The sequence below is a fragment of the Achromobacter sp. HZ34 genome (genome assembly GCF_002209485.1).
Taxonomy (GTDB): domain Bacteria; phylum Pseudomonadota; class Gammaproteobacteria; order Burkholderiales; family Burkholderiaceae_B; genus Bordetella_C.
In genome coordinates this window covers 110,739-135,248 of the sequence record NZ_NJIX01000001.1, presented here as the reverse complement: position 1 = coordinate 135,248, position 24,510 = coordinate 110,739, and the positions used below count along the sequence as shown (strand labels likewise).

Below are 24,510 nucleotides of genomic sequence, written 5' to 3'. Positions count from 1 at the left end.
ATCGAATTGCCGTTCAACCTGGAAAGACGGCGCCGCCGCTATCGTCGTCACAAAAGCCTCTTAACCCGCCACTTCGGCCAGCCGCCTGCCCGCGCCCGCCAGCACGGGGGCGCGCTGGCCACCCAGTTGCTGGGCCGACACGTCGATGACCTGGCCTTGATTTATCTTGAACACGGCGACGGCTTCGGACAGGCGCTGCGCCTGTTCCTGCAGCGAACCCGCCGCGGCAGCCGCCTCTTCCACCAGCGCCGCGTTCTGCTGCGTCACTTCATCCATCTGCGATACCGCGCGGTTGACCTGGTCGATACCGGTCGACTGTTCCTCGGACGCCGCCGAAATCTCGCCCATGATGTCCGTGACCCGCTTGACCGACGCCACGATCTCTTCCATGGTCGCGCCGGCCCGTTCGACCTGCTGCGAACCAGCGCCCACCTTGGTCACCGAGTCCTCGATCAGGCCCTTGATTTCCTTGGCCGCTTGCGCGCTGCGCTGCGCCAGCGAGCGCACTTCGCCCGCCACTACCGCGAAGCCCTTGCCCTGCTCGCCGGCACGGGCCGCTTCCACCGCCGCGTTCAGCGCCAGGATGTTGGTCTGGAAGGCAATGCCGTCGATCACGCTGACGATTTCAGAGATCTTGCGCGAGCTGGCCGAAATGCCCTCCATCGTGCTGACCACTTCATTGACCGCCACGCCGCCGCGCGCCGCCACATCCGACGCACTGGCCGCCAGCTGATTGGCCTGGCGCGCGTTGTCGGCGTTCTGCTTCACCGTCGAGGCCAGTTGCTCCATGGATGCCGCCGTCTGCTCCAGCGAAGCCGCCTGCTGTTCGGTGCGGCTGGACAGATCGGTATTGCCCGCGGCGATCTCGCGCGAGCCGACGTTGATCTCATCCACGCCACGGCGCACCTGCGACACCGTGCGGGTCAGGCTCTCCTGCATGCGCTTGATCGCCGCGTAGAGGCGGCCGATCTCGTTGTTCGAACGCGAATCGACGGCCTCCGTGAGATCGCCCGCCGCGATGCGGTCGAAGCGATGCGCGGCCTCGTCCAGCGGGCTGATCACGCGGCGCCGCAAGAACATATAGGTGGACAGCACCAGCAGGATGGCAATCACCCCGCCCGCGCCGACAGCCACCAACACCCATTGATAACGTTGCTCCGCTTCGTCGAAGGCGGCCGTGTTGCTCTTCGCACGCCAGCTGGTGAACTGCCCCAGCGCCAGGTTGAAGCGGTCTTCCATCACGTCCGACACCATCTGGGCGTGCATCTGGTAGTTGGGCAGATCAGCCTTGGTGAGGTCGTCGAACAGCGGTTTGACGCCGTTTTGCATCAACGCGCCATAGGCGGCGTCGATTTCCTTGAATTCGTTGTCGAGGCCGGCGGGATGCGGCATGCCCTGGTAGCGCTTGAACTCGGCCAGGGACTTGTCATAGGAAATACGCGCGAAATCCAGCAGGCTCTTGGCCGGGGGGGCCAGGCCGGGCTCCGGAATCGCCGGATCGCCGATATGCTTGACCACTTCGCTCAAATGCACCGACGCCGCGCGGCCCAGGCCGATCAGGGTGTTCTTGTACTCGCCCACGACACCATCCAGCGCCATGGCCAAGGCCTGGTTACGCCGCATTTCCTGCATCGTGTTGTTGCTGACGTACAGCGACGCCACGCCCAGGACGGCGCCCAGCACCAGCATCAGCGAAAAAAACGCCAACACGCCAAGCAGGCTGGCGCGTATCGACATATTGGCGAAGAAACGGCGCATAGCTAAATTCCCCCCGATCTATTTGGGTAGATGTCCGCGAGACACCTCCCCCACCCTCTCTTCTGCCCGCGCGGTTCAGCCTTCCGCGTCAGGCGGCGACTTTTTCCACCAGCGCCATTTCGTCGCTGGTCATCATCTTCTCGATATCCACCAGGATCAGCATCCGATCGTCGATCGTGCCCAGGCCCGTCAGATATTCCGTCGACAGCTTGGCGCCGAACTCGGGGGCCGGGCGGATCTGGCCGGAATTCAGCATCAGCACGTCGGACACACCGTCGACCACGATGCCGACGACGCGGCGATCCAGGTTCAGAATGATGACCACGGTCTGTTCGTTGTATTCGACCTTGCCCAGGGCGAACTTGATGCGCAGGTCCACGATGGGAACGATGATGCCGCGCAGGTTAGTCACGCCCTTGATGAAGGGCGGCACGTTGGCGATGCGGGTTACGGTGGCCGCGTCATAGCCGCGGATTTCCTGCACCTTCAGGATGTCGATGCCGTACTCTTCGTCGCCCAGCGTGAACACCAGGAATTCGCTGCCGACGTCTTCGACGCGGCTGCTTTGCGATTGCGGTCTAGCTGCCATTGTTCTTTCTCCCTCAATTCAGCATGGCTTCGGGTTGCGACCACTTTTCGCGGTTAGCGCGCGCCAGAGCAAACACGTCGATAATCAGGGCGACGCTGCCGTCGCCCAGGATGGTGGCGGCGGAAATGCCGGGCACCTTGCGATAATTCGATTCCAGGTTCTTCACCACCACCTGGTGCTGTCCGACCAGGTGGTCGACCAGCAGCGCGAAGCGGCGGTCTTCGGCCTGCATGATGACGGCGATGGCCTGCGTGGGATCGGTCTGCGCATTGGCGACACCGAACACGCGGTGCATTTCCACCAGCGGCAGGTACTCGCCACGCACGTGCATCACACGCTCGTTGCCGGTCACCGAATAGATTTGCTCATTGTTCGGCTGCAGCGACTCGGTCACGTGGTTCAGCGGCAGGATGAAGGTTTCCTCACCCACGCGCACCGACATGCCGTCCAGAATGGCCAGCGTCAGCGGCAGCACGATACGGGTCGTGGTGCCCTGCCCCTCGGTGGACGACAGCTGCACGTGGCCGCCCATGTCCTGGATATTGCGGCGCACGACGTCCATGCCCACACCGCGGCCGGAGATGTCGGTAATCTTTTCGGCGGTCGAGAAGCCGGGCGCGAAGATCAGTTGCCAGATTTCGTCGTCGGTGGCGTTTTCACTGACGGCGATGCCTTGTTGCTGCGCCTTGTTCAGGATGCGGTCGCGGTTCAGGCCGCCACCGTCGTCGCTGACCTCGATGACGATGTTGCCGCCGCTATGCTGCGCCGACAGCACCAGCTGGCCCACCGGATCCTTGCCGGCCTGGATGCGCCGTTCCGGCGTCTCGATGCCGTGGTCCAGGCTGTTGCGCACCAGGTGGGTGAGCGGATCGATGATGCGTTCGATCAGGCTCTTGTCCAGTTCGGTGGCGCGGCCGTAGGTCTGCAGTTCGATCTGCTTGCCCATCTTGCCGGCGATGTCGCGCACCAGGCGGGGGAAGCGGCTGAAGACGTAATCCATCGGCATCATGCGGATGGACATCACGGATTCCTGCAGGTCGCGCGCATTGCGCTCCAGCTGTTCCATGCCGTTGAGCAGGCGGTCGTGCAGCACCGGATCCAGCGTGGAAGCCTGCTGCGCCAGCATGGCCTGCGTGATGACCAGCTCGCCCACCAGGTTGATGACCTGGTCGACTTTTTCCACACCGACGCGGATCGACGTCGATTCGCTGGAATGGTTGGCTTGCGTATTGGCGGCGGCGGGGGCACGGGCGGCGGCACGCGCCGGCTCTGGCTGTGCCGCGGCGGTGGAGGCGGCTTGCGCCACGACGGCCGCGGCTTCCTGGGCGGCAGCGGCCGGGGTGCCTGCGGGAGCAGCCGCGGCGGCGGCCGGGGCTGCAGCGGCCGCGATCGGCGCGGCGGCCACGGACTCAGCCTGGGCCTGCGCGGCGAACTGTTCCGCGGCCTGGGCGAACTCATCGACTGCCTGGGCGGAGGCCGCGCCGGGCGCAGCGTCGCGGGAGATCGCAATCTGGTCCGCATCCACGATGAAGCAGCACACCGCTTCGATGTCGTCCGACGAGCAAGTGCTTTCCAGCCACACGGTCAGGCCACCGGCCGCCTTGTCGCTGGCCAGCACCTGGCCCAGGTTGCCCATTTCTTCCAGGATGGAAGCGGCATCCTTTTCGGAGATCTTGTTGATACGCAGGCGCAGCGGCAGATTGCCGTCCTGCGCCGCGGCCGGGGGGGCCGCGGGAGCCGGGGGCGCCACGGGAGCGGGCGCCGGCGCCGTAACGGCGGGCGCGGCGGCTACGGGCGTGACAGGCGCGGGCGCCTCGCCTTTGTGTTCCAGCGCCAACTGGCGCAGCACTTGGCAAATACGTTCGTAGGCGGCCGCGTCGGGCTCCTCGGAGGCGCGATAGGCATCCAATTGGCTTTTCAGCACGTCCTTCGTTTCCAAAAATATATCGATCATGTCGGTACGCAAGGCCATTTCGCCCCGGCGTATCGCATCGAGCAGGTTTTCCAACAGGTGAGTGGTTTCCGCCAGCACCGCGAAGGTGCCGAAGGTAGCCGCGCCGCCCTTGATGGAGTGTGCCGCGCGGAAAATCGCATTCAGCTGCTCGATGTCCGGCGAACCGGCATCCAGTTCGAGCAGCAGTTGCTCCATCTGCGCCAGCAGTTCATCCGCTTCATCAAAGAAGGTCTCGTAAAACTGACTCAGGTCAAGACCTGTCATGGTCGCCCTTCCCTATCAACTCGGCTGCTCGCCGGACAAATCCAGCAATTCCGTCGCCATTTCCACCAGCAGATCGGGATCGACAGGCTTGTGCAACCAGCCGCACACGCCCAGGTCGCGCGCCGCCGTCTTGCTTTCCACGTCGTCCTCGGTGGTCAACACCAGCACGGGCACTTCCTCGTAACGTTCGACCTGACGCAGGCCGGTGATCAGGCCCAGGCCGCCCATGACGGGCATATTCCAATCGCTTACCACCAGGTCGACAGGCGTCTCCTGCGCAATGGCCAGATCCAGCGCTTCCTTGCCATTGCCGGCCGCGACCACTTTCCAGCCGGCGCCGGTGAGCGTTGCTTGAACTATCATGCGCATCGTCGCGGAATCATCCGCGACCAGAATCGTCGCCGTCATTTACCCAAACTCCCTAGAGTCGATTACGGTGCCGTCGGCGCGGACGCAGCGGGAGTCACTGGCACAGCGGGCGCGGCAACCGCCGGCGCGGCGGGTGCTGCCGCCGCCGGCGCTGCCGGCGTGGCGACGCGCTGCTCTATCGCGTTGCCGATCTGGCGCCCATCCTTACCCGTGACATCGGTGGCCGCGGCATTCTCGCGGTCGAACCGTTCCTGCGTCTCGCGGTTCAACACCACCAGACTGATACGTCGGTTAACGGCAGCATAGGGGTCATCCTTAACCAGGCTATAACTGGAAGAAAGGCCCACAACACGTGCTACTTTGTTTTCAGTCATGCCGCCGGCCACCAATTCCTGGCGCGAGGCATTGGCGCGGTCGGCCGACAGCTCCCAGTTGCTATAGGCGCGTTCGCCTCGTGCGTACTGGCTGGCGTCGGTGTGACCCGAGATGCTGATCTTGTTCGGAATGTCGTTGAGCACCGGGCCCAGCTCGCGCAGGATGTCGCGCATATAGGGCTGCGGCTCGGCCCGGCCGGTGGCGAACATGGGCCGGTTCTGGTTGTCGATGATCTGGATGCGCAGCCCTTCGGGCGTCATGTCGATCATCAGCTGCGGCCGGAAATTCTTCAGCAGCGGGCTGGTGTCGATGGTCTTCTCGATGCGCGCGCGCACCTGTTCCAGGCGGCGCTGGTCACGCCGCTCGGCATCGCCCTTGACCTGGGCTTCCAGGCGATTGCCGTCGGCGCGGCGGGTGTCGCCATCGCTGCGCAGGGGATCCATGCCACCGCCGGGAATGGCGCTGGTTTCGGCCGAATTGCTGGGGCCGCCGGTCAGCGCTACATGCAAAGGCATGCGGAAGTACTCGGCGATACCCTTCAGTTCCTCGCGCGGCACGACGCTGATCAGCCACATCACGAGGAAGAAGGCCATCATCGCCGTAACGAAGTCGGCGTAGGCGATCTTCCAGCTTCCGCCATGATGCCCGCCGCCTGCGGACTTCTTTTTGCGGATGACGACCCGGTGATTATTGACGGTAGCCATCTATCTTTCCCGAACGCCTCAAGCCTTGCCGGTGGAAGTCTTGGCCTGGCGCACGTGCTCTTCGAGTTCGGCGAACGACGGCCGCACACCCGAGTACAGCACTTTGCGGCCAAATTCCACGGCCAGCTGCGGCGGGTAGCCATTCATGCTGGCCAGCAGCGTGGTCTTGATGCACTCAAGAATCTTGATCGACTCGGCGGTCTGCTTCTCGACACGCGAAGCCAGCGGCGCCACGAAACCGTAGGCCAGCAAAATACCCAGGAAGGTACCGACCATGGCCTTGGAGATCAGGTCACCCAGCACGGCCGGCGGCTGGTCCACCGCGGCCAGCGCCTTGATCACACCCAGCACCGCGGCCACGATACCGAAGGCCGGCATGGCGTCGGCCACGTTCTGCAACGCGTGCACGGGCACGTGGCGCTCGTGGCTGTAGGTCTCGATTTCTTCGTCCATGAGCGTTTCGATTTCGAAGGAGCTCATGTTGCCGCTGATCATGATGCGCAGGTAATCCGTGATGAATTCCATCAGCTTCGGATCCTTCATGATGCGCGGCGATTCCATGAAGATCGGGCTGGACGACGGATCCTCGATATGCGATTCGATCGCCATCAGGCCTTCACGGCGCGCCTTGTTCAGGATGACGTACATGAGCGACATCAGCTCCATGTACACATCCTTGCTGTAGGGCGCACCACGCAAGGCGGCTGGAATCGCCGCCTTGGTCAATTTGATCGACTTGGCGCTGTTGCCGGCGAGAAACGCACCGACGGCGGCACCGCCGATCAGCGTGAATTCAAACGGCTGGTAGAGCGCGCCCAGGTGGCCACCCATGACGACGAAGCTTCCCACCACGGAAGCAATAACTACCAAGTAACCAATAACAATCAGCACATCAGGCCCCTGCCAGCTTAGACGTAGTATGAACGCCCATCATCCACTGTTTCCCCCCACGCAAAAGCGTGGGTTACAGGGGAATTTCCGTGGCTTTTTGGGGTTATTGAGCGGAAATGGTCACAGCCCGACGACGTCGGCGGCCACTCCCGCACGTCGTCCCGCACGCTCCTTGGCGGCCGCGCGGGTCTTGCCGGCACGTGGAGGCGGACGGCAGATGGCGCAGACAAAATCGCCGCGCGGATCGTGCGCATGGGCGATGAAATGTCCGCCGCACTGCCGGCATTCCGACAACTGCAGCATCTTGCCTTCGAAGAAGCGCACCAGCATCCAGGCGCGGGTGAAACTCAGGACCGGTTCGCCGCCCTCGCCGTCGGTGACGCCGTTGTGTTCCAGATACAGGCGATACGCATCGATGGTGGCGCGTATGCCCTTGCTGCCCGTGTTCTCGTTGAGAAACTTGAACACGTTGTAGAACAGGGACGAATGGATGTTCGGCAGCCACGTCATGAACCAGTCGACCGAGAAGGGCAACATGCCCTTGGGTGGCGAGCAACCGCGGATTTCGCGATAGAGCCGCGCCAGGCGATCGTGGCTGAGGTTGGTTTCGGACTCGAGGACTTGAAGCCGTGCCCCCAAACCTATCATGGCGCTAGCCAATAGGATTTCGTCGGCTTCTTGCGATACGCTTTTCGTGGCCATAGCCCGTTACAAACCTGACATATATAGAAAATGGAGAGTGGCGTGTGCGCCGTGGCGCGTCAGGCCAACTGCTCGACCGGTTGCTTGGCCAGCAGGATCGTGGCGTGGGCCTGTTGCAAAGCGCCGCCCAGGACGTCGTGGGTCAACGCGGACAGCAGGCTGTAATCGTCGAAACGGAAACGGCACAGCAAGGAGCTGGAACTGGCCAACTTGACCAGTTGCGCGGGCGACAAACGAAGCAGGATGTCAGCCACCGGCTCGCTGAAGCCAAGGCGGAACATCGCGGCGGCAAAATCGTCGCGCAACATGCGCTGGGCCAGCAGCAGATAGGACAGGTTCACTTCGCGAATGTCGGCGAGCAAAGAATTCTCAGTGTGTTTCATGGGTCGTCCCTTGGTCACTCTTCAGATACGCTGTCCCGATGGCTAGCGCAAACAAACGTTACATACGACATGGCGGTTACCCGTCGTGTTTGCTAAATGTGTCTTATGTTCGCAAACGTCAGGAAATTTACCATGTAGGCTGTCATTTTCTATGTCAAGTATGACAAAAATTGTTTGTTCGACAAATATCGCACTTCAAGGATATATATAGCAACAAAGAAATTCACGACTTTGAGTCAATTCTGTAAATAAGCCTTCAATTGTTCGCGTCTTTGGGCGAATGGATGGGCGCAAATTGCCGACAATTACAAGAAGTAGTCAGGAATCCGCCAGGGAGCCCTCCGCACCCCCGGATTTCCCCGAGTGTCCGTCGGCCTGTTGTAACGCTGTCGCCTGCCGACAACACGATTCGGGCAACTCCTGATGCCCTAAGTTTTCGTTAGCCAAAGCGTAATGCCCCAATCTGAAGACAACCTGGCTGAATATGCTCCGCTCGTACGCAAGCTTGCGTTGCAGCTGCTCGCCCGGTTGCCGGCCAGCGTCGAATTGGACGATCTGATACAGGCCGGCATGATCGGCCTGCTGGATGCCTTCCGCCGGTACCAGGAAACGGCGGACGCGCAGTTCGAGACCTATGCCACCTCGCGCATCCGTGGCGCGATGCTGGACGAGTTGCGCAACCAGGATTGGTTGCCCCGTAGCGTGCGCAGCAAGGCCAAGCGCATCGAGCAAGCCGTTGCCCAGCTGGGGCAGCGCCTGATGCGCGCGCCTACGGAATCCGAAATCGCGGCCCAGCTGAACATGCCGCTGAACGAGTACCACGAGATGCTGTACGACGCCCAAGGCGTGCAGATCGTGCATTACGAAGATTTCGGCACCGAGAATGGCGCCGACAGCAGCGATTCCGATTGGAGCAACGGCGCCGCCGCCACCTCCACCAACAGCAATCCGCTGGATAGCCTGTTGGCGGGCGATTTCCGCCAGGTACTGGTCGAGGCCATCGACGCCCTGCCCGACCGCGAAAAGCTGCTGTTGTCCCTGTATTACGAACAGGGGCTGAACCTGAAGGAAATCGGCGCCATCATGGAAGTAACCGAAGCGCGTGTCTGCCAGTTGCGCAGCCAGGCGACGACGCGGTTGCGGGCTTATATGCATAACCAGTCCTGGCGGGAGATGCCGGGGCATGGGTTGCTGGCGCATGTGGTTTGATGCCGCTGCGGCGCGGCGTTGCGAAAGCCGGCCGGCCGTCCCGGCGTAGCTATGCTCCCCTTGCCTTCCGGCGACATCCGCGCCAGCCCGGCACCTGCCCCAGCCGCTTCTCATTCTCCGAATTAAGTAACACTTTGAAAGATCGCCCTGCTTTGCGGGGCGTTTCTCCTATGAGGCCCCCGGGAAATAAGCTTTCGGTGAAAAACTTCGAAAAATAGCCCTAAAGAATCGAATGTCGTAGTCGTTATCCAGGCAGCGGAACACTTGTTTCGGTTTGAACCGGGCGAGCCCCACCGCGCTGTTGGGTAGCGATAGCTGCCCAGTTTGAAGAAGCCTTTCTCTCTCGGGAGCTACACAATGTCTTCGGTTATCAATACCAACTACCTGTCGCTGGTTGCCCAAAACAACCTGAACTCGTCGCAGTCCGCTCTGGGCACCGCGATCACCCGCCTGTCCTCGGGCCTGCGTATCAACAGCGCCAAGGATGACGCTGCTGGTGAAGCCATCGCCAACCGCTTCACGGCCAACGTGAACGGCCTGACCCAGGCTGCTCGCAACGCCAACGACGGTATCTCGATCGCTCAAACGACCGAAGGTTCGTTGGACGAAATCAACAACAACCTGCAGCGCGTTCGCGAACTGACCGTTCAAGCCGCCAACGGCACGAACTCGTCGAGCGACTTGAAGTCGATCCAGGCTGAAATCACCCAGCGTCTGGCTGAAATCGACCGCGTGTCGGCTCAGACCCAGTTCAACGGCGTGAAGGTTCTGGCCAGCGATCAAACGCTGACCATCCAAGTCGGTGCCAACGACAACGAAACGATCAACGTCAACCTGAAGCAGATCAATTCGTCGACCCTGGGCCTGACCAACCTGGACGTGACCAACAGCGTTTCCAGCGACTCGCTGGTTGCTGCCGGCAACTTCAAGGATGCCGTCGCCGGTAAGGCTGCCACGTCGGCCACCACCGTCGCTCTGGACTACTCGGGCTCGACCCCGGCTGCCCCGTCGCTGGTTGTCGGTAACGACGGCAAGCTGTACGCACAAAGCGCCGGCTCGCTGTACGCCGCTTCGTACGATGCCGACACGAACACCGTGTCGTACAACACGGCCGGTACCGCCGCTGCCGCCAGCATCGCTGCCACCAGCGCCACCACGTTCGTCAACGGCGGCACCCTGACGCAGCTCAGCGACGTCAAGACGGCCGAAGCCGACAACGCCGCAGGCGCTCCTTCCTTCACCGTGTTCCAGTCGAACGCTGGCGGCACGCTGACGGTTACGGATGGCACCAAGTCGTGGACCATCGACGGCACGACCAACAAGATCGACCTGAACACCGGCAAGGTCACCCTGGGTGGCGCTGGCACGACGGGCGCCGTGCCGACCGCTGGCACGACCTACACCGCCGTTTCGAACGACAACGTCCTGACGTTGCCGGGCACGGACGCCGTGGCCACCGTCGCTGCTGTTGCCTACAACACGACCGACGCTTTCGCCAGCCTGGGTGGCACCAACACCCTGGAGAAGGACGCCAAGGGCAACCTGCTGGTCAAGAACGTCGGTACCGACGGCACGACCACGTACTTCACCGCCACCGCTGACGCGTCGGGCAAGGTTACCGCTGGCGACGAAGCCAACGTTGATCCCCTGGCCAACATCGACAAGGCCATCTCGACGGTTGACTCGTTCCGTAGCGACCTGGGCGCGATCCAGAACCGCTTCGAATCGACCATCACCAACCTGAACAACACGGTCAACAACCTGTCCGACGCCCGTTCGCGTATTCAAGACGCCGACTACGCGACCGAAGTGTCGAACATGAGCCGTGCTCAGATCCTGCAACAAGCTGGTACCTCGGTTCTGGCGCAAGCCAACCAAGTGCCGCAGACGGTTCTGTCGCTGCTGCGTTAATCGGTACTCTCTGAAAGCCGGTTCGCTGGCTTTCAGTAGACGAAACCCGGCCCGCGTTCATCCGCGGGCCGGGTTTTTTTGTCATTGCTCAGCAAGTGAGACTGCCGAAATGCTGGCGACAGACAGACGTTATCCGAGATAAGACGGGAAATGGTGCGTTTTCCGTCGGATTCAGTCCCCATGCTCCTTTCTACACTAAGCGCTATTCCTGACGTTTCACTTTCATCATGCCCAACCCTTCCACCGCACGCTTGCTGAATCGCCTTCCTACCGCCCGCGCAACACGCAAGCCGGGGCAAGCCCAGCAACAACGAATGACTGCCCGGCCCCCTGTCGTTGCAGCCGACTGGTTGGCACGCGCACGAGTCCTGCTGGACGAAGGCAAGATAGATGAAGGACGGCAAGACGTTGAAATGGCGCAATCGCTCGGCGATGACAGCGCCACATTGTGGTTTTTGTTGGCACGGATCGAAGCGCATCACGACAACACGCCGATAGCCATCAGCCACTTCAAGAAGGCGATTGAACGTGATGAAAATCTGGCGGATGCGCATCATGGCTTGGCAGGCTCGCTGTACAGGACCGATCAGTGGAAAGAAGCCCTCAAACACATCGAACGGGCACTGGAAGTCGAACCGGATCGGCATTTCGCGAAATCGCTCAAGGCGCTTATCCTGCTTGGCTTGCACCGCCATTCAGAAGCCATTCCTCTGTTCCAGGAACTGCTGAAGATCGACAAGTCGCAGGGGGCCAGCGGCCATTTGAACAACCTTGGCAATGCCCAACGCGACGTCGGCCAGCTTCAAGAGGCTGAAATAACCTACCGCAAGGCGACTTCGCTCAAGCCGGACGATGTGAACTCCTGGTCGAATCTGCTGACCCTGATGCATTACATGCCGGAGCGCACCGCGGCGGAGATTGAACAGGTCTGCCGCGAAATCGGGAAGCTTTTCGCGAAAAACGCAAAGAGCAAGCGTCCGTTGCCGCGCAATATGGAAACGAACAAGCGGCTGCGGGTCGGCATGTTCTCCGACGGCTTCCGCCAACATCCTGTCGGCGCGATGACCACCACCGCATTGGAGCAGTTGGTCAAGCAAGGAGTGGATCTTTACGCCTATTCAACTTCTTCCGTGTCCGACTACATAACGACGCGGATCAAGGCTTTTTGCACCAAATGGCAGGTCGTGACCAGCCTGACGGACAATCAATTCGTCGAACAAATCCAGGACGACGAAATCGATATCCTCGTTGACTTGGCCGGCTATGGCGCCGGAACCCATATGCGAGCCCTGACGCAGGAGCCGGCGCCTCTCGTCGTGAAATGGGTCGGCGGCCTGATCAACACCACCGGCCTCGAAAGCATCGACTATTTGCTCACCGATGCCATCGAATCGCCCGACGGCACGGATCATACCTATACGGAAAAGTTGATCCGTATGCCGGACGACTACATCTGCTACCTGCCGCCCAGCAGAGTGCCGAATGTTGGCCCCCTGCCAGCCTTGAAGCGGGGATATGTGACCTTCGGCTGCTTCAACAACCCGACCAAGGTAAACCCTGTCGTCCTGAAGGAATGGGCAGCATTGCTCCACCTGGTGCCGGAGTCGCGTTTGCATTTGAAGAGCGGCGCCTATGATAGTCCGACAATGCGAAAAATGGTGCTGGATACGATGACGGAACAGGGCATCGCCGAGGAACGCGTACTCTTCTCCGGCCATTCGAACCACTACGCGCTTTTTCAAGCCTATAACGACATTGATGTGGCATTGGATCCCTGGCCGTACTCGGGAGGGCTGACCACCTGCGAAGCCATGTTGATGGGCGTGCCGGTAGTCACCTTACCGGGGCCGACCTTCGCTGGACGGCACTCGGCCACCCATTTGGTCAATGCAGGGCTGCCTGACCTGGTCGCGACTACTTGGGATGAATACCGAGAGCGAGCCGCCCACCTGACCAGCGACCTTGATAGCTTGGCAGCGACCCGGGGCCATCTGCGCGAGACGCTGCTGAAATCCCCAGTTTGTGATGGCAAGCGTTATGCCGGACATTTGGCTAACGCCTTCCGCGCCATTTGGCAGCGTTACTGCGACGGCAAAATGCCGGCCCCGCTGCGTATGGGCAAGGACGGCTCGGCGCGTTTCGATGACGAAGATATCTTCGTGAAACTGCAGCAACCTGCGTTGCCCCCCGAGGAAGTAGGTTTCCAGTGGTCGTTGCCTGGCAAGTTGATCGCTGTGGACAGCGGCGGCCGTCTGCTCGACCGGCCTTCGACTGAAGGCATGCTGTCCTTGCACATGCTGGAAACAGTGGTGTTCGATGCCACCAGCAGCCAGCGCGAACATGCCCTCGTGCGGCGTGAAGACGTCCACTATCAGCCTGGGCTTGCTTTGGGCGATGGTGAGCAAGCCACCTTGCACGACTGCCTGGATTCCAAATTGAGCGGGTTGCTCAAGCCGCTCGATGCTGATTCCAGCAACCCTACCGCCGGCGGCCGCGTGCTGTTCCAGCGCGCCATTCCCACCATTGCCCTGGACAATATCAATGGCCTGCCAGCTGTGGATTGGCTGCTGCTGGATAGCGGCGGCGCCAGCGCAACCATCTTGAACCATGGCGCGGCAACGTTGGCCCACACGCTGCTGATCGACGCGCGTGTCGTGTTCCACCCGACGCACGCCGGCCAGCCGAGCCTCGCCGAAGTCGATGGCTGGGCGAATCGACATGGCTTCCGTCTGCATAGACTGCACGGACAGGAAAATGGCCATACGTCGAACCTGCCAGGTAGCAAGACGCTACCACCCTCTTTCCTGCTCCAGGCCGACGCGCTCTACATCCCGAATGCCGCACGGCTCTCACAATTGGACGCCGGCCGACGCCAGAAACTCGCCTGCATCCTGCATATGGGCTACGGCCTGGAAGATGTCGCCTATGAGATGCTGGCCGCCGACGGCAGCGATTTGACGCCGGCGCAGGAATACCTGGAAGACCGCTATCTCGCTAAGGCTGTCCAACACGATGTGATCATTGGCGTTCACAACGTCAGGAACCAGAACGAAGCCAATGAGACCGTAAATCTGGCCCATGGCATGGACCGCTGGAATCCTTTGGCGATCGATGTCCTGATCAAACGCTGCGTCAGCATACTGCAACGCGAATCCGACAACGATACTGCGCACTTCCTGCTTTGCCACGCGCTGTTGGCGAAAGGAGAACTCAAGTTCGCCGACGGAGCAGAGTGCGAACTCCCTGTTCAGCGCGATCTTGTCGCTCGGCTCCAAGGGGGCGCGAATGCCCGCAAAGGGACGTTATTCAGCCATTGGCTCTCCGACGCGAAGGAGTTGGCCAATCGCCTCGAAGCAAAAATCAGTGCTGTGCTGGTAGCCGACCGCTACACGGACCAGGTCGTCGCCAACGTTCACGCATTGCGTGAGCAAGGTGGCGAAAATATTGAGATCGTACTCTTGAACAACGGCAGCCCGGCTGCCGACTTCTCGCCTGTCCTTCCTCTTCTGGATTTCTACGTCGAGACTAGCGGCAATGCCGGGAAATACGTGTCCCGGAACCTTGCCGCCACCTACACACGAGCACCCATCTTGCTGTTCGTGGAAAGTGACGCCATGCCGGAGCCAGGATTCCTGCAGGCGCACATCGAGGCTCACACCGCCCAGAATATCGTCGCGGCACGTGGCGCCTACCGCCTGAGCGACTACAAGATCCCTGCCCCTGCACACTACAACCTGGGCGATGAGATAATCGAGTCCATGCCCACCCTGGAGGGCAATGTCTCCTTTTCCCGAGAAGCTTTCACCGCCGTCAATGGGTGGGGTGACTATTTGCTATCGGAACACGGTGGAATCGATATCGGCCACCGGATGATCAATAAGGGTTATGAACAGGAAAGGCAGATATATGTGCCGGCCGCGGTGCTGACACTGAACGATGCCATCGGCCATCGCCTGGTGGAGGACAAATTCGCCGAGCAGCGGGCATCATGGCGCTTGCTGCAAGCATGGGGATCGACGAAGCAGACCCAGCCCGCCAGGAGCCCGAAAGCGCGGCCGTTCCCCATGGTGATCGGGGTGAACCAGAAGTGTCATGTGCATCTTTGCTACAACAACATGCACACGCAGAACTTCATCTCGATGATGAGCGACCCGTCGATGCACGAGGACTTCGCCCATCAGATCTTGATCGAAAAGCGTCGCTCCATTCCCGGTTACGACAACGACATCAGCAAGACGCCGAATTCCTCATTTTTCGACGGTGTGGCCGACATGGAACGGTTGATTGCCAGTGCCATGCAACCGCATGTCGAAGCGATCTTCATCCACGGTCTGTTCTTCCCCTGGCAGAAGGAATTCGTCTTGAAGCTCGCCGGTCGCAAGAAGGTGATCTGGATCCTGTGGGGCGGTGACTTATATAACCCGATTCGGGCTGGCAAGCCGATGCACGATGTCGTCGCGCATATCGCTGCGGTGGCCACGAGCGCCGACGGGGACTACCGCCTGTTTTGCGAGACTTACGGCGATCGCCCGCGCCTGCAATTTGCGTATCCGTCGAATCTGGATTTCCGCAACATCGCCGTCCCACCCAGCAAATCGAAGACGATCATCGTCGGAAATAGTGGCGACTCCGGCAACATGCACGTTGAAATCCTGGATTACCTGGCCGGCAAATCAGACATCGCCGAGTACGAAATCGTCGTCCCGCTAGGCTACAACTGCGCTGAAAGCTACGCGCAGCAGTTGGCTGCGCACGCGGCGCGGCGAGGTCTCAATAAGCTGGAATTGCTGACGTCCTTCTTACCGGCGGAGGAATATTTCAAGCGCCTTGCTGCGGCAGATATGCTTATCACGGCGCATCAGCGTCAACAGGCGATGGGTAACCTGACGGCTTCGCTCTATTTCGGCAACAAGACCATCCTCCGCAAAACGATCGACTTTAATGAGACGAGTATGATCAATCCCTTGTGGGAATATCTGGTCGATAAAATGGGAGTGCCACCGATGTCCTACGACGAATTTGTGGCCTGCGAGCGCCTGTCAGACCTGAGCGCACCCAGCGGACAGGCCCTGGAGTCGCTACGCACTCGTATAGTTGACCACCTCGGCGCGCCCGCGAGTAAAAGCCTGTTGATGGAGCAGTTCAAAGCGGCCACGGCGCTCGGATGCCGACCGCCCAATAAGACAACGTGAAGTCGCGCGTTCCCCTCGCCCTGTCCGGTGTCGCCGTCTGCGATACTGGGCCAAGGCGAGAAAATGGGCGCGCGCTGTCCCACTTGGCCCAATGAACGTTACAGCCAGGATTTACAGCTCATTTCGCACCGATATTCCCAACATTACACAGGCACTTATCGGTCTACCCTGAGAGATCGATATGGAGCAATAAATGCGTCGAATTGTGAATCTCTCGCTACTTTCCGTATTGCTCGCCTGGAGCAGTGCGCATGGCGCTCCCGTTGCGGCTGACGTGCACCGGACATTGACATGCCCCACGGTTTTGGATCAAAGCTTCCAACCTCCGGCCGGCGCGCGCTTGGCGGGCGCCCCAGTGAACGGCAGCAAGCTGCTGGCGCACGCGTCCCTGGCCACCGGCTCACCCGCCGACCAGGACGCCGGCGCTTTGTCGGAATTCGATCAGGACGACGAGAGCACCAAGGACGGCATCACGACCTACACGTATTACTACGAAACTACCGCGCAATCGCCTTTGTCGGTGGTCTGCGGCTACGGCGAAGGGCATGGCGCCAAGCAATCGGTGCTGTTGCTGCCCGTCCCCAGCGGCACCAAGGGCGACTGCAAGTTCCGCACGCCTGCCGCAGCCGCTGGCGACAAGTCCGGCACCCTGTCCACCATGGTGTGCTCCTGGCATTGAGCGGGACGGCAATCTGGATCAAGCGATACACTTGTCAGGCAATTTTCCAAGAAAGGCAGCATCGTCGCTGCCCTGACGATCATTTGTCCCAGGGATGCCATGACATTGAAGTTTCTTGTTTCTTGCACGATTTTCGCCAACGCATTGGGGTTCGCTCCCGTAGTAGTGGCGCAAACCGAGGCCGCCAAACAGGAGATGCAAGCCGCCAACGAAGCGGCCGCGCAGGCTGCCCAGCACAGCGGCGTCGTCCATCTCGGGGATCAAGCCACGCTGAAGCTGCCGCCTGGCATCGACTTCGTACCCCAGCCTGAAGCCAGCCGGCTGATGCGGGCCTATGGCAATGCCACTGACGATTCGCAACTCGGATTTTTTGCGCCCGCTACCGATTCGCGCGAAAAGTGGATAGTCGTTGTCTACTTCCAGAAAGACGGTTACGTCAAGGACGAAGAGGCTCGGAAGTGGGATCCGCAAGCCTTGCTACGCATCCTGCGCGACAACACCGAGCAGCAGAATGCAGCAAGGCGCGCGCGGGGCATCCCGGAAGCGGAAATAGTCGGCTGGATGCAGGCGCCACAATATGACCGTGCGAACCATCGCTTGAAATGGGCCGTCGAGGCCCGTCCAAAAGACAGCTCGATGCAGATTGTTGGCTCCCCCGTCACATACGTCATCGCCGCGTTGGGGCGTGAGGGCTTCATCAGCGTGCGGCTGCTGACCGACAAGAGCAAGCTCAAGGCCCAAGTCCCCGATCTGCTCAAGTTGATGAACAACTTTGCCTACGACAAAGGCAAGCGCTACCAAGACTTCAACGCCGCCACCGACAAGGTCGCTGCATACGACCTGTCGTTGCTGATGGGAGCCGGGGCACCGAAATGAGCGGCCGCCCTCAGCGCTTCTTCCCAACGCCCCGCTTGTAGACAGCCGTAAAGCTGACGTTCAAGCCGCCGCACTTGTAGTTGTCCTCGACGACCAGGTAGGGGCCGCGGCGAATCATCTTGATGGCGCAATCATCCGGGCCGCCCTGTGCGAAAGGCACGGCATTTTCACCGTCCGTGGCGAAGGCAATCTGGTCGTTGACGGGCTTGACCACGCCGTGCACCTCGCCCACATGGACGTTGTCGCCCATCTGCCATGTGGCGTCGCCGTCCACCGCAAGCGCATCGCCCTTGGGCGCGATCTCGATGTCATTGCCATAGACATGCCATTTGCCGGTCCAGTCCGCCGGCTTCTGCTGGTCGGCCGGGGCAGCTTCCAGGGCTGCCACGGGCAACCATTCGAGCATCAGGTTGCCCCCCGCCGTGACGTAGCCGCTGCAGACGTAATCGCCTTCCTTCGTGCCCGTCACCACCACGTCGCCCTTGACCAGATAGGCCTTGGTCTGGCATTGCTTGCTGTCACTGGGGCAGTGGTTGGTGGCATCGGCATGCATGACGAAATGCTGCTTGGCAGGTGTCACGACGGCGGCCTGGGCATTGCGCAGGTTGATGTCGCCCCAGCCGCAACTGGCGTTCGCTGCCAGGGGCAGGATGAAGGCGCCGAACGCGAGGCAGGCGCTTAGGGTCGGTTTCATGTGCATGAGGCGTAGCTTACCGGATGTTCCTTCGGGCGGCTCGGGCCCAACACGGGGTAAAGTCTGTGCCATGACAGATGACCCCACGCAGTCGCCCCTGCCCTTCGCTCCCCTGTCCACGCGCGCGCTGTGGCGCTTGCGCGCGACCCTCTTTCTGATCTGGTTGCTGGGCGGCTTCGCTGTGGCCCTCGGCTTCGCCGTCAATAATCGCCTGTTCGGTGGCAAGCCGCTATCCAAGGTCGCGGGGGATCTGGCCCTGGAGCTGGGCGATGGCTCAGTGACGTTATTGGCGATCCTGAGCTTGGCCGGACTCACCGGCATCGCCTTCGTCTGCTACCGGGCTTGGCGGCGACGCGCGGACCTTGGTGAATATTGGTACCTGGGCGCCTTGTCCCTGGGCGTATATGGCTATTTTGTCGCTTGGACGGCGGGCGGCCTGGCGGCGGGGGTGGTGATGGCCATCACCGACGGCTGGGACGGGATCATGAACGTGCCCAAGGCGGTAGTGCTGGCGTGGCTGTTCGGTGCGACCGGGGTCATGTTCAATGTGCTGAATCTGCTGCTAGTCGTGCCGCAGGTGATCTGGTGTTGGCAGCGTACGGTTCATCGCGCCCGTCTGCGCGCACGGGCGGCCCCACTGCCGCAACGCCTTCAGTCGCCCACCACCGAACCACCTGATCTGCCCTCGCCGCTGCCGCGCCGCAGCGTCCTGGCAGCCTGGGCGATAGGCGTGATCGGCCTGGCCATCCTGGATCATCAGTACGCCAAAAACCATTGGCCATACGCGGATCTCGTCGTCGACCTGGGCGAGGACGCCACGTCCTGGGTAGAGGAGCGCGGCCCGGAGAACTTCGATTCCTATCTCTCCACATCCGCGCGCGCGTCCCGCTCTTGGGTCTGGAGCAACAGGGGTCCGATTCCCGACGAGACCAAGGCCATCTTCGAACACGGCGCCCTGCGCGTGCAATGGACGGGCATCCATAGCTTCGACCTTTATAACCTCAGCGAGAACGCCAGCGACCATCGCATCCGGGCCGTGGAATGGGTCTTTCAAACGATCCACGACTATTCGCATGAACAGGGCCTGGCCTTCGTGCAGGCAACGCTGGCCCAATTCGCCAAGGGCGCATGGCAGGCCGAAACCTTGCCGGCCGACAAGGACAGCATCGCCCCGCCGCCCGGCCAAATCCCGAGTCTGGCGACGTGGGTACCCCTGGTGAACCAGCGCAAACCACTGCACTGGTCCTGGCAGGCTGGCGACGTGCGTGCGAAGCTGCGGGTGGAAAACGCCTGGGGTACCAAGCCCGGCGATCCGCCCACCTATACCGTGATATTGCGCTTCGAGGAGCGGACAAAGCCTTAGGAGTCAGCACAACCCCTATGAAAACAATTAAAGCAGGATCTCAAACCATCCCGGCAAGCCTATCGTCGATGGCCTAGTCCGACTTCAATCAGGTCCAAGTAGTGTTCGACAGATTTCTCGCCTTCTACAAGGCGGCCCAGCAGGACAGACGCGATGGCTATGGGCCTGAGCTATTTACCGGACTCGCGCCAGGCGAACTGGTCGAAGCCCGCCGGTTGCTGCTCGCCCGCGCGCTGCAGGGCGAAACGATAGACCTCCAAGCACTGGCCCATGTCGGCGACGCCGAAGTGATCGAGACCCTGCGGCACGCACAGGCGTCGGACGAGAGACTGGGGTATACATTCAGCGTGGGGCGCCTGGAGACCCTGTTTCGCCTTACGGGTGACCCGGCCTGCCTTGATGGACTTTTCGCCTGGGTTGACTCCGAGGACCCTCGGGCGCGCCGCTTCGCGGCACAGGCATTTTCGCGCCACACCCTGCCGCGACAATTCGCAGCGCATTTCGTGCAGCGCCTGACCTCCAGGCGCTACCAGGATGTCGCTTTGCCTCTCGTCACAGGCTGGCTGGCGACGCAAGGCATACAGACCGAAGACATCACCACCTTCAACCGTTATCTGCCCTTCATCCGTTCCGTGATGGCCGCCCCACCCTCGCGGCGGCGGAGCCTCCTGGCCAACTGGATGAATAACGAGACCGACAGTCGATAGCAAACCAGGGCATTGAGCCCATACGCCAGGCCTGTATCAGCGCGGCGCAACCACTACAGGTAAACGCCGGATCCGCAGACGCGTTGCCGCCGCCACGACGATCGCTGCCAGCGCCACAATGAGCGCTGGGAATACATAGTCGAAGAACAGGTCGGTGGAGTCTTGCCACGGCTCGAAGCCGTGCAGCGACTCGCGCTCCAGCACCATGACAGGCTCAGCCAACCTGAATCCGTGTCGTTGCAGTTCGGACTTGATCCAGTCGTCATCGAGCCGATGCAGCGCTCCTTCGCGCGGCCCTGGCGCGTCGATCTGGTTGGCGATAGACACTTTGTCGCCGGGATAAGTTTGGTCCAGCTCCAATAGCCGGACGGGTTTGTCAGGCGTCCAGCCGGCCGGCTCAAGTGCGTAATAAGCCTCCCGGTGACGATCTTGCCGGATGCTGTAATCATGAATCCACGCATTGGCGGCGTAGGCGGTCACACCTTCAACGCGTCCGTGCAAGGGCACCGTGGCGCCAGAGGCTACATCCGCATAATTGACGACAGGCAATGGGATATGCGGATCCGTTCCAACATGCTCGATTTTCCAGATGCCGATCATGACGGGGATCAGGCAGAATCCCGCGACGGCCAATGACCCACGCAGCAGATTGCGCAAGCGCCTTGCGCGCATGGTGATGGTCCCCTCCGAACTTCGTACCAGCACTGGTTTCCGTCCAGCATCCATTGTGTCCTGGATGCCGAAAAGGAAAGGCCGTGCGACGTCCTTCTTCATCGTCATGAAGATGAACCCAGGCCCCAACCAGATAACCAGCACAGGCAAGGCGGTGATCAAGGGACTGTCGCTACCGAGCAAGCGGAGCTCAAGCGACGCCATCCAGCCAAACACACCGGCTTTCGTTATAACGCCGTAGCAGACAATGGCCATCCAACCCATGAGCCAGGCCCCGAAAGCCCAAGCGCCCTGACGATGCCGGCGCAGCCATGCTTCGTCTATGCCTGGATCGCCAGGTCGTATCACCCCCGTGCCATGCTCTGTGTGATGCATCTCGTCCTATACTTGTTTCAGATGCGCCGAAACCCTGGCAAACCGCGGCCCCCGACCAGCGAATACTCGCCTAAACCTGCAAGATCGTGTCGCTATAGCGTGCCACCAGCGCATCATGTGTCAGCAAGCGCATGGGCTCCGTCAGCGCTTGCGCGACAAGCAAACGATCGAATGGATCCTTGTGATGCCATGGCAGCTTCTCGACCTCGATCGCGTGCTGCGCGTCCACACCCAGTATCCGGAAGCCCGCGTCCCGAAAATAACCCACGGCTTGATTCGCCGAAACCGGCATCTCGCCCCGGCCGGCGCTGAACTTGATGCCGATTTCCCAGATTGACGCGACGCTCACGTGAACCTTGTTGTCGGGAGACAAGATGATTTCACGCGCTCGCGCGGTCAAAGACGGGTTATCTTGAACCGCCCATAATGCAATATGGGTATCGAGCAAGACGTTCACTCGGGCTTCCCGTAAAACATCTCGGCAATCTCGTCGTTGTACTCGTCGATGGACTCGGGCAGAACGAACTGACCCTTCGCGACGCCAATCCGGCGCTCGACGGGCGGTTGGGATGCGATAGGAACGAGCCGGGCGGCAGGACGGCCGTGCCGAGCAATAATGATTTCCGGCTCGCGTCCCGATTCGACTTCGTCGACCAACCGCGACAGAGACGATTTCGCTTCGAACATATTGACGACAGTCATGAGCATTCCCCCGCATAAGTCACCTTAGTTTAGTCTAGCTAAGTCGAACTTCCAACGCCACCTTGAATCGATGTCGGATAGGGTAGTAACCGACCTCCCCCGCGAATGGTTCCTTATCAGCCAGCAACCCTACCCCCGCAACTTCCGCCACAGCGTCGTCCGACTGATCCCCAACTCCCGCGCCGCCGCGGCTTGGTTGCCATCCAGCCGTTCCAAGGTATCGCGAATATGCTGAAGTTCGGCGGCCCGCTGCACTGTATGCAGCCGCCCCGCCTCGCCGGCCAGGGTCATTCCCGTCACCGTGTCATCGGATCCCGCCAGGTCACTGGATCCCACCGGACCTTCGGATCCCGACGGGTCCACCACCCCACGCAGCACCGCCGCCGACGGCACGGCGCCAGCCAGCAAGCACTCCAGCGCCATCCGCTCGATCACATTTTCCAGTTCCCGCACATTTCCAGGCCAGTCGTGCGCCGCCAGCAAGGGCAGGATCGCGGCCAAGGCCTGCGTTGCCAGGGTGCCGGCCCCCAGGCGTTCCAGCGCGGCGGGCAATAGCGCCGCGGCCAGCGCGGCGATGTCCTCCGGACGTTCCCGCAAGGGCGGCACCCGCACCTGCAGGATGTGCAGGCGATAGAACAGGTCGTGCCGGAACGAACCCTGGCGCGCCATGGCGGCCAAGTCCCGGTGCGTGGCCGCGATGATGCGTACGTCGATGGGAATGGCATCGATGCCGCCCACACGCGTGACCTCCTTCTCCTGCAAGGCCCGCAGCAGGCGCGTCTGCAGCGGCAGCGGCATTTCCCCGACTTCGTCCAGCAGCAACGTGCCGCCATCGGCCGCCTCGAACAGACCCGCCTTGCCCTGCCGCCTGGCGCCGGTGAAAGCGCCTTCCTCGTAGCCGAACAACTCGCTTTCCAGCAACTGCTCGGGAAAGGCACCGCAATTGATCGCCACGAAAGGCCGCGCATGGCGGCGGCTGGCGCGGTGTATGCCCTGCGCCACCACCTCCTTGCCCGAGCCGCTCTCCCCCTGGATCAGGACGGACGCATCGCTGGCGCGCGCCATCACTTCGCAACGATGAACCAGCTGCCGCATCGCCTGCGACGCAGCCACCATGCCGCCCAGGGTATAGCGCGCCGAACGCGACCGCCGATGGCTGTGCGCACGCAAGCGCCCCACGGCGTGCTCCAGCGGCTGCGATGGATGCAGCGTCAGCACGGCCCCCGTCTGGATGCCGGATTCGTACAAAGGCACCGCGTCGACCACCAGGGACTGGCCCCGCACGTCATCCACACGGCCCAGTTCGGAGCGCCCCTGCTCCAGCACCGGCCGCGGCGTCAAGCCAGGCGCCACTTCGGCCAGCGGCTGGCCCGCGGCCTGCGCGGCGGCGCCGATGATGCGCGCGGCGGCAGGATTCAGCGTCGTGATGCGGCCTTGCATGTCGACGGCCACCACGCCGTCGTTCAGGTGGCGTAACACCAGGTCCAGCTGGTCGCGGCGAACGCGTTCCTTGTGCTGGGCCTCGGCAATCGCCATGGCGGTCTCCATGGCGGCCCGTACGGAGTCCAGCGAGTACAACAGCACGGCCGTCAAACCCGCCTTGCGCACATGGTCGGTGACCATCCCCGCGCCCACCACCACCTCCACGCCCTGCTCCGCCAGCTCCCGCACGCAACGCATGACATCCTCGCGGGTTTCATACGTGCGCAGCTCGACGTCCATATCGAATCCCCGCAGGAAGCGCCGCAGCGCCGCGGAGACCTCATGATGCAGCACCACGGCGATCCGCGCCGACAGTTCGCGCGCCGAGGCCAGGGCCGCCATCAAGTCGTAGCCTCCCACCTGCACCTGCACCACCGGCACCGACAGGCGCGCCCGCAAATACTCGCCATTGCTGCCCGAAGCCACCACCACGTCGCAGCGCCCCTGTTCCACGGCCTGCTTGAGGGTCACCAGCGCGGACTCGAAGGCATCGTGCAACAGCTCGACACGCGCATGCTCTGAGAACTCCGGCGCAATCTGGCGCAGGCTCTCGAACAGGCCATGGCCGGTGACGGCATGCACCACCGGACGCCGCGAACGGGCGGCCTCGACGGCAACCAGAGGAGGTACAGCAGAGGAATGGCGCATGGTTTCAGCGA

At 61.6% G+C, this 24,510-nt stretch carries 20 protein-coding genes; 7 read left to right on the top strand and 13 right to left on the bottom strand.

The window, feature by feature from the left end; genetic code table 11:
* Positions 1-60 precede the first annotated feature (60 nt).
* The 8 genes from CEY05_RS00495 to flhD form a co-directional block, all read right to left on the bottom strand.
* On the bottom strand, positions 61-1,758 hold the full coding sequence (locus tag CEY05_RS00495; protein ID WP_088595444.1) for a methyl-accepting chemotaxis protein: 1,698 nt from the start codon (positions 1,756-1,758) through the stop codon (positions 61-63).
* Between the two features lie 88 nt (positions 1,759-1,846).
* Positions 1,847-2,347: a chemotaxis protein CheW gene (gene cheW / locus CEY05_RS00490; protein WP_088595443.1), complete on the bottom strand. Its 501-nt coding sequence runs from the start codon at positions 2,345-2,347 to the stop codon at positions 1,847-1,849.
* A 13-nt stretch (positions 2,348-2,360) separates the two neighbouring features.
* Positions 2,361-4,565: a chemotaxis protein CheA gene (gene cheA / locus CEY05_RS00485; protein ID WP_088595442.1), complete on the bottom strand. Its 2,205-nt coding sequence runs from the start codon at positions 4,563-4,565 to the stop codon at positions 2,361-2,363.
* A 15-nt stretch (positions 4,566-4,580) separates the two neighbouring features.
* Positions 4,581-4,973 (bottom strand): response regulator, encoded by a 393-nt coding sequence (locus CEY05_RS00480; protein ID WP_088595441.1) that lies wholly within the window; start codon positions 4,971-4,973, stop codon positions 4,581-4,583.
* Positions 4,974-4,996: 23 nt separating this feature from the next.
* Positions 4,997-6,013: a flagellar motor protein MotB gene (gene motB / locus CEY05_RS00475; protein ID WP_088595440.1), complete on the bottom strand. Its 1,017-nt coding sequence runs from the start codon at positions 6,011-6,013 to the stop codon at positions 4,997-4,999.
* 18 nt (positions 6,014-6,031) lie between these two features.
* Positions 6,032-6,904, bottom strand: a complete 873-nt coding sequence (gene motA / locus CEY05_RS00470; RefSeq protein WP_088595439.1) for a flagellar motor stator protein MotA — start codon at positions 6,902-6,904, stop codon at positions 6,032-6,034.
* 120 nt (positions 6,905-7,024) lie between these two features.
* Positions 7,025-7,606 (bottom strand): flagellar transcriptional regulator FlhC, encoded by a 582-nt coding sequence (flhC, locus tag CEY05_RS00465; RefSeq protein WP_088595438.1) that lies wholly within the window; start codon positions 7,604-7,606, stop codon positions 7,025-7,027.
* Positions 7,607-7,665: 59 nt separating this feature from the next.
* Positions 7,666-7,989 (bottom strand): flagellar transcriptional regulator FlhD, encoded by a 324-nt coding sequence (gene flhD, locus CEY05_RS00460; RefSeq protein WP_088595437.1) that lies wholly within the window; start codon positions 7,987-7,989, stop codon positions 7,666-7,668.
* Positions 7,990-8,442: 453 nt separating this feature from the next.
* Here flhD and CEY05_RS00455 point away from each other — a divergent pair, with 453 nt between their 5' ends.
* From CEY05_RS00455 to CEY05_RS00435, 5 genes are all read left to right on the top strand, one after another.
* Positions 8,443-9,198, top strand: a complete 756-nt coding sequence (locus CEY05_RS00455; protein WP_088595436.1) for an RNA polymerase sigma factor FliA — start codon at positions 8,443-8,445, stop codon at positions 9,196-9,198.
* Positions 9,199-9,555: 357 nt separating this feature from the next.
* Positions 9,556-11,109 (top strand): flagellin, encoded by a 1,554-nt coding sequence (locus tag CEY05_RS00450; RefSeq protein WP_088595435.1) that lies wholly within the window; start codon positions 9,556-9,558, stop codon positions 11,107-11,109.
* Positions 11,110-11,336: 227 nt separating this feature from the next.
* Positions 11,337-16,301, top strand: a complete 4,965-nt coding sequence (locus tag CEY05_RS00445; protein WP_088595434.1) for a TDP-N-acetylfucosamine:lipid II N-acetylfucosaminyltransferase — start codon at positions 11,337-11,339, stop codon at positions 16,299-16,301.
* Between the two features lie 340 nt (positions 16,302-16,641).
* A complete protein-coding gene (locus CEY05_RS00440; protein ID WP_143220243.1) occupies positions 16,642-16,980 on the top strand; it encodes a hypothetical protein in 339 nt (112 codons plus the stop codon).
* A 99-nt stretch (positions 16,981-17,079) separates the two neighbouring features.
* The gene (locus CEY05_RS00435; protein ID WP_088595432.1) at positions 17,080-17,856 is read left to right on the top strand and encodes a DUF2167 domain-containing protein; all 777 of its coding nucleotides are present in this window, start codon (positions 17,080-17,082) and stop codon (positions 17,854-17,856) included.
* A 10-nt stretch (positions 17,857-17,866) separates the two neighbouring features.
* On the opposite strand, the gene CEY05_RS00430 is transcribed toward CEY05_RS00435, so the two are convergent.
* Complete coding sequence (locus CEY05_RS00430; protein WP_143220241.1) at positions 17,867-18,550, bottom strand: hypothetical protein; 684 nt, start codon at positions 18,548-18,550, stop codon at positions 17,867-17,869.
* 70 nt (positions 18,551-18,620) lie between these two features.
* Here CEY05_RS00430 and CEY05_RS00425 point away from each other — a divergent pair, with 70 nt between their 5' ends.
* Both CEY05_RS00425 and CEY05_RS00420 read left to right on the top strand, forming a co-directional pair.
* Positions 18,621-19,913 carry a hypothetical protein gene (locus tag CEY05_RS00425; protein ID WP_088595430.1) on the top strand — a complete coding sequence of 431 codons (1,293 nt, stop codon included), beginning with the start codon at positions 18,621-18,623 and terminating at the stop codon, positions 19,911-19,913.
* Positions 19,914-20,014: 101 nt separating this feature from the next.
* The gene (locus CEY05_RS00420) at positions 20,015-20,620 is read left to right on the top strand and encodes a hypothetical protein (protein ID WP_088595429.1); all 606 of its coding nucleotides are present in this window, start codon (positions 20,015-20,017) and stop codon (positions 20,618-20,620) included.
* Positions 20,621-20,656: 36 nt separating this feature from the next.
* Here the strand turns inward: CEY05_RS00420 and CEY05_RS00415 are convergent, their stop codons facing one another.
* From CEY05_RS00415 to prpR, 4 genes are all read right to left on the bottom strand, one after another.
* Positions 20,657-21,556 (bottom strand): hypothetical protein, encoded by a 900-nt coding sequence (locus tag CEY05_RS00415; protein ID WP_088595428.1) that lies wholly within the window; start codon positions 21,554-21,556, stop codon positions 20,657-20,659.
* A 181-nt stretch (positions 21,557-21,737) separates the two neighbouring features.
* Positions 21,738-22,124 carry a type II toxin-antitoxin system VapC family toxin gene (locus tag CEY05_RS00410; protein ID WP_088595427.1) on the bottom strand — a complete coding sequence of 129 codons (387 nt, stop codon included), beginning with the start codon at positions 22,122-22,124 and terminating at the stop codon, positions 21,738-21,740.
* On the bottom strand, positions 22,121-22,369 hold the full coding sequence (locus CEY05_RS00405; RefSeq protein ID WP_088595426.1) for a type II toxin-antitoxin system Phd/YefM family antitoxin: 249 nt from the start codon (positions 22,367-22,369) through the stop codon (positions 22,121-22,123). The genes CEY05_RS00410 and CEY05_RS00405 overlap by 4 nt, the downstream gene beginning before the upstream one ends.
* Positions 22,370-22,498: 129 nt before the next feature.
* The gene (gene prpR / locus CEY05_RS00400) at positions 22,499-24,499 is read right to left on the bottom strand and encodes a propionate catabolism operon regulatory protein PrpR (RefSeq protein ID WP_158219226.1); all 2,001 of its coding nucleotides are present in this window, start codon (positions 24,497-24,499) and stop codon (positions 22,499-22,501) included.
* Positions 24,500-24,510 lie beyond the last annotated feature (11 nt).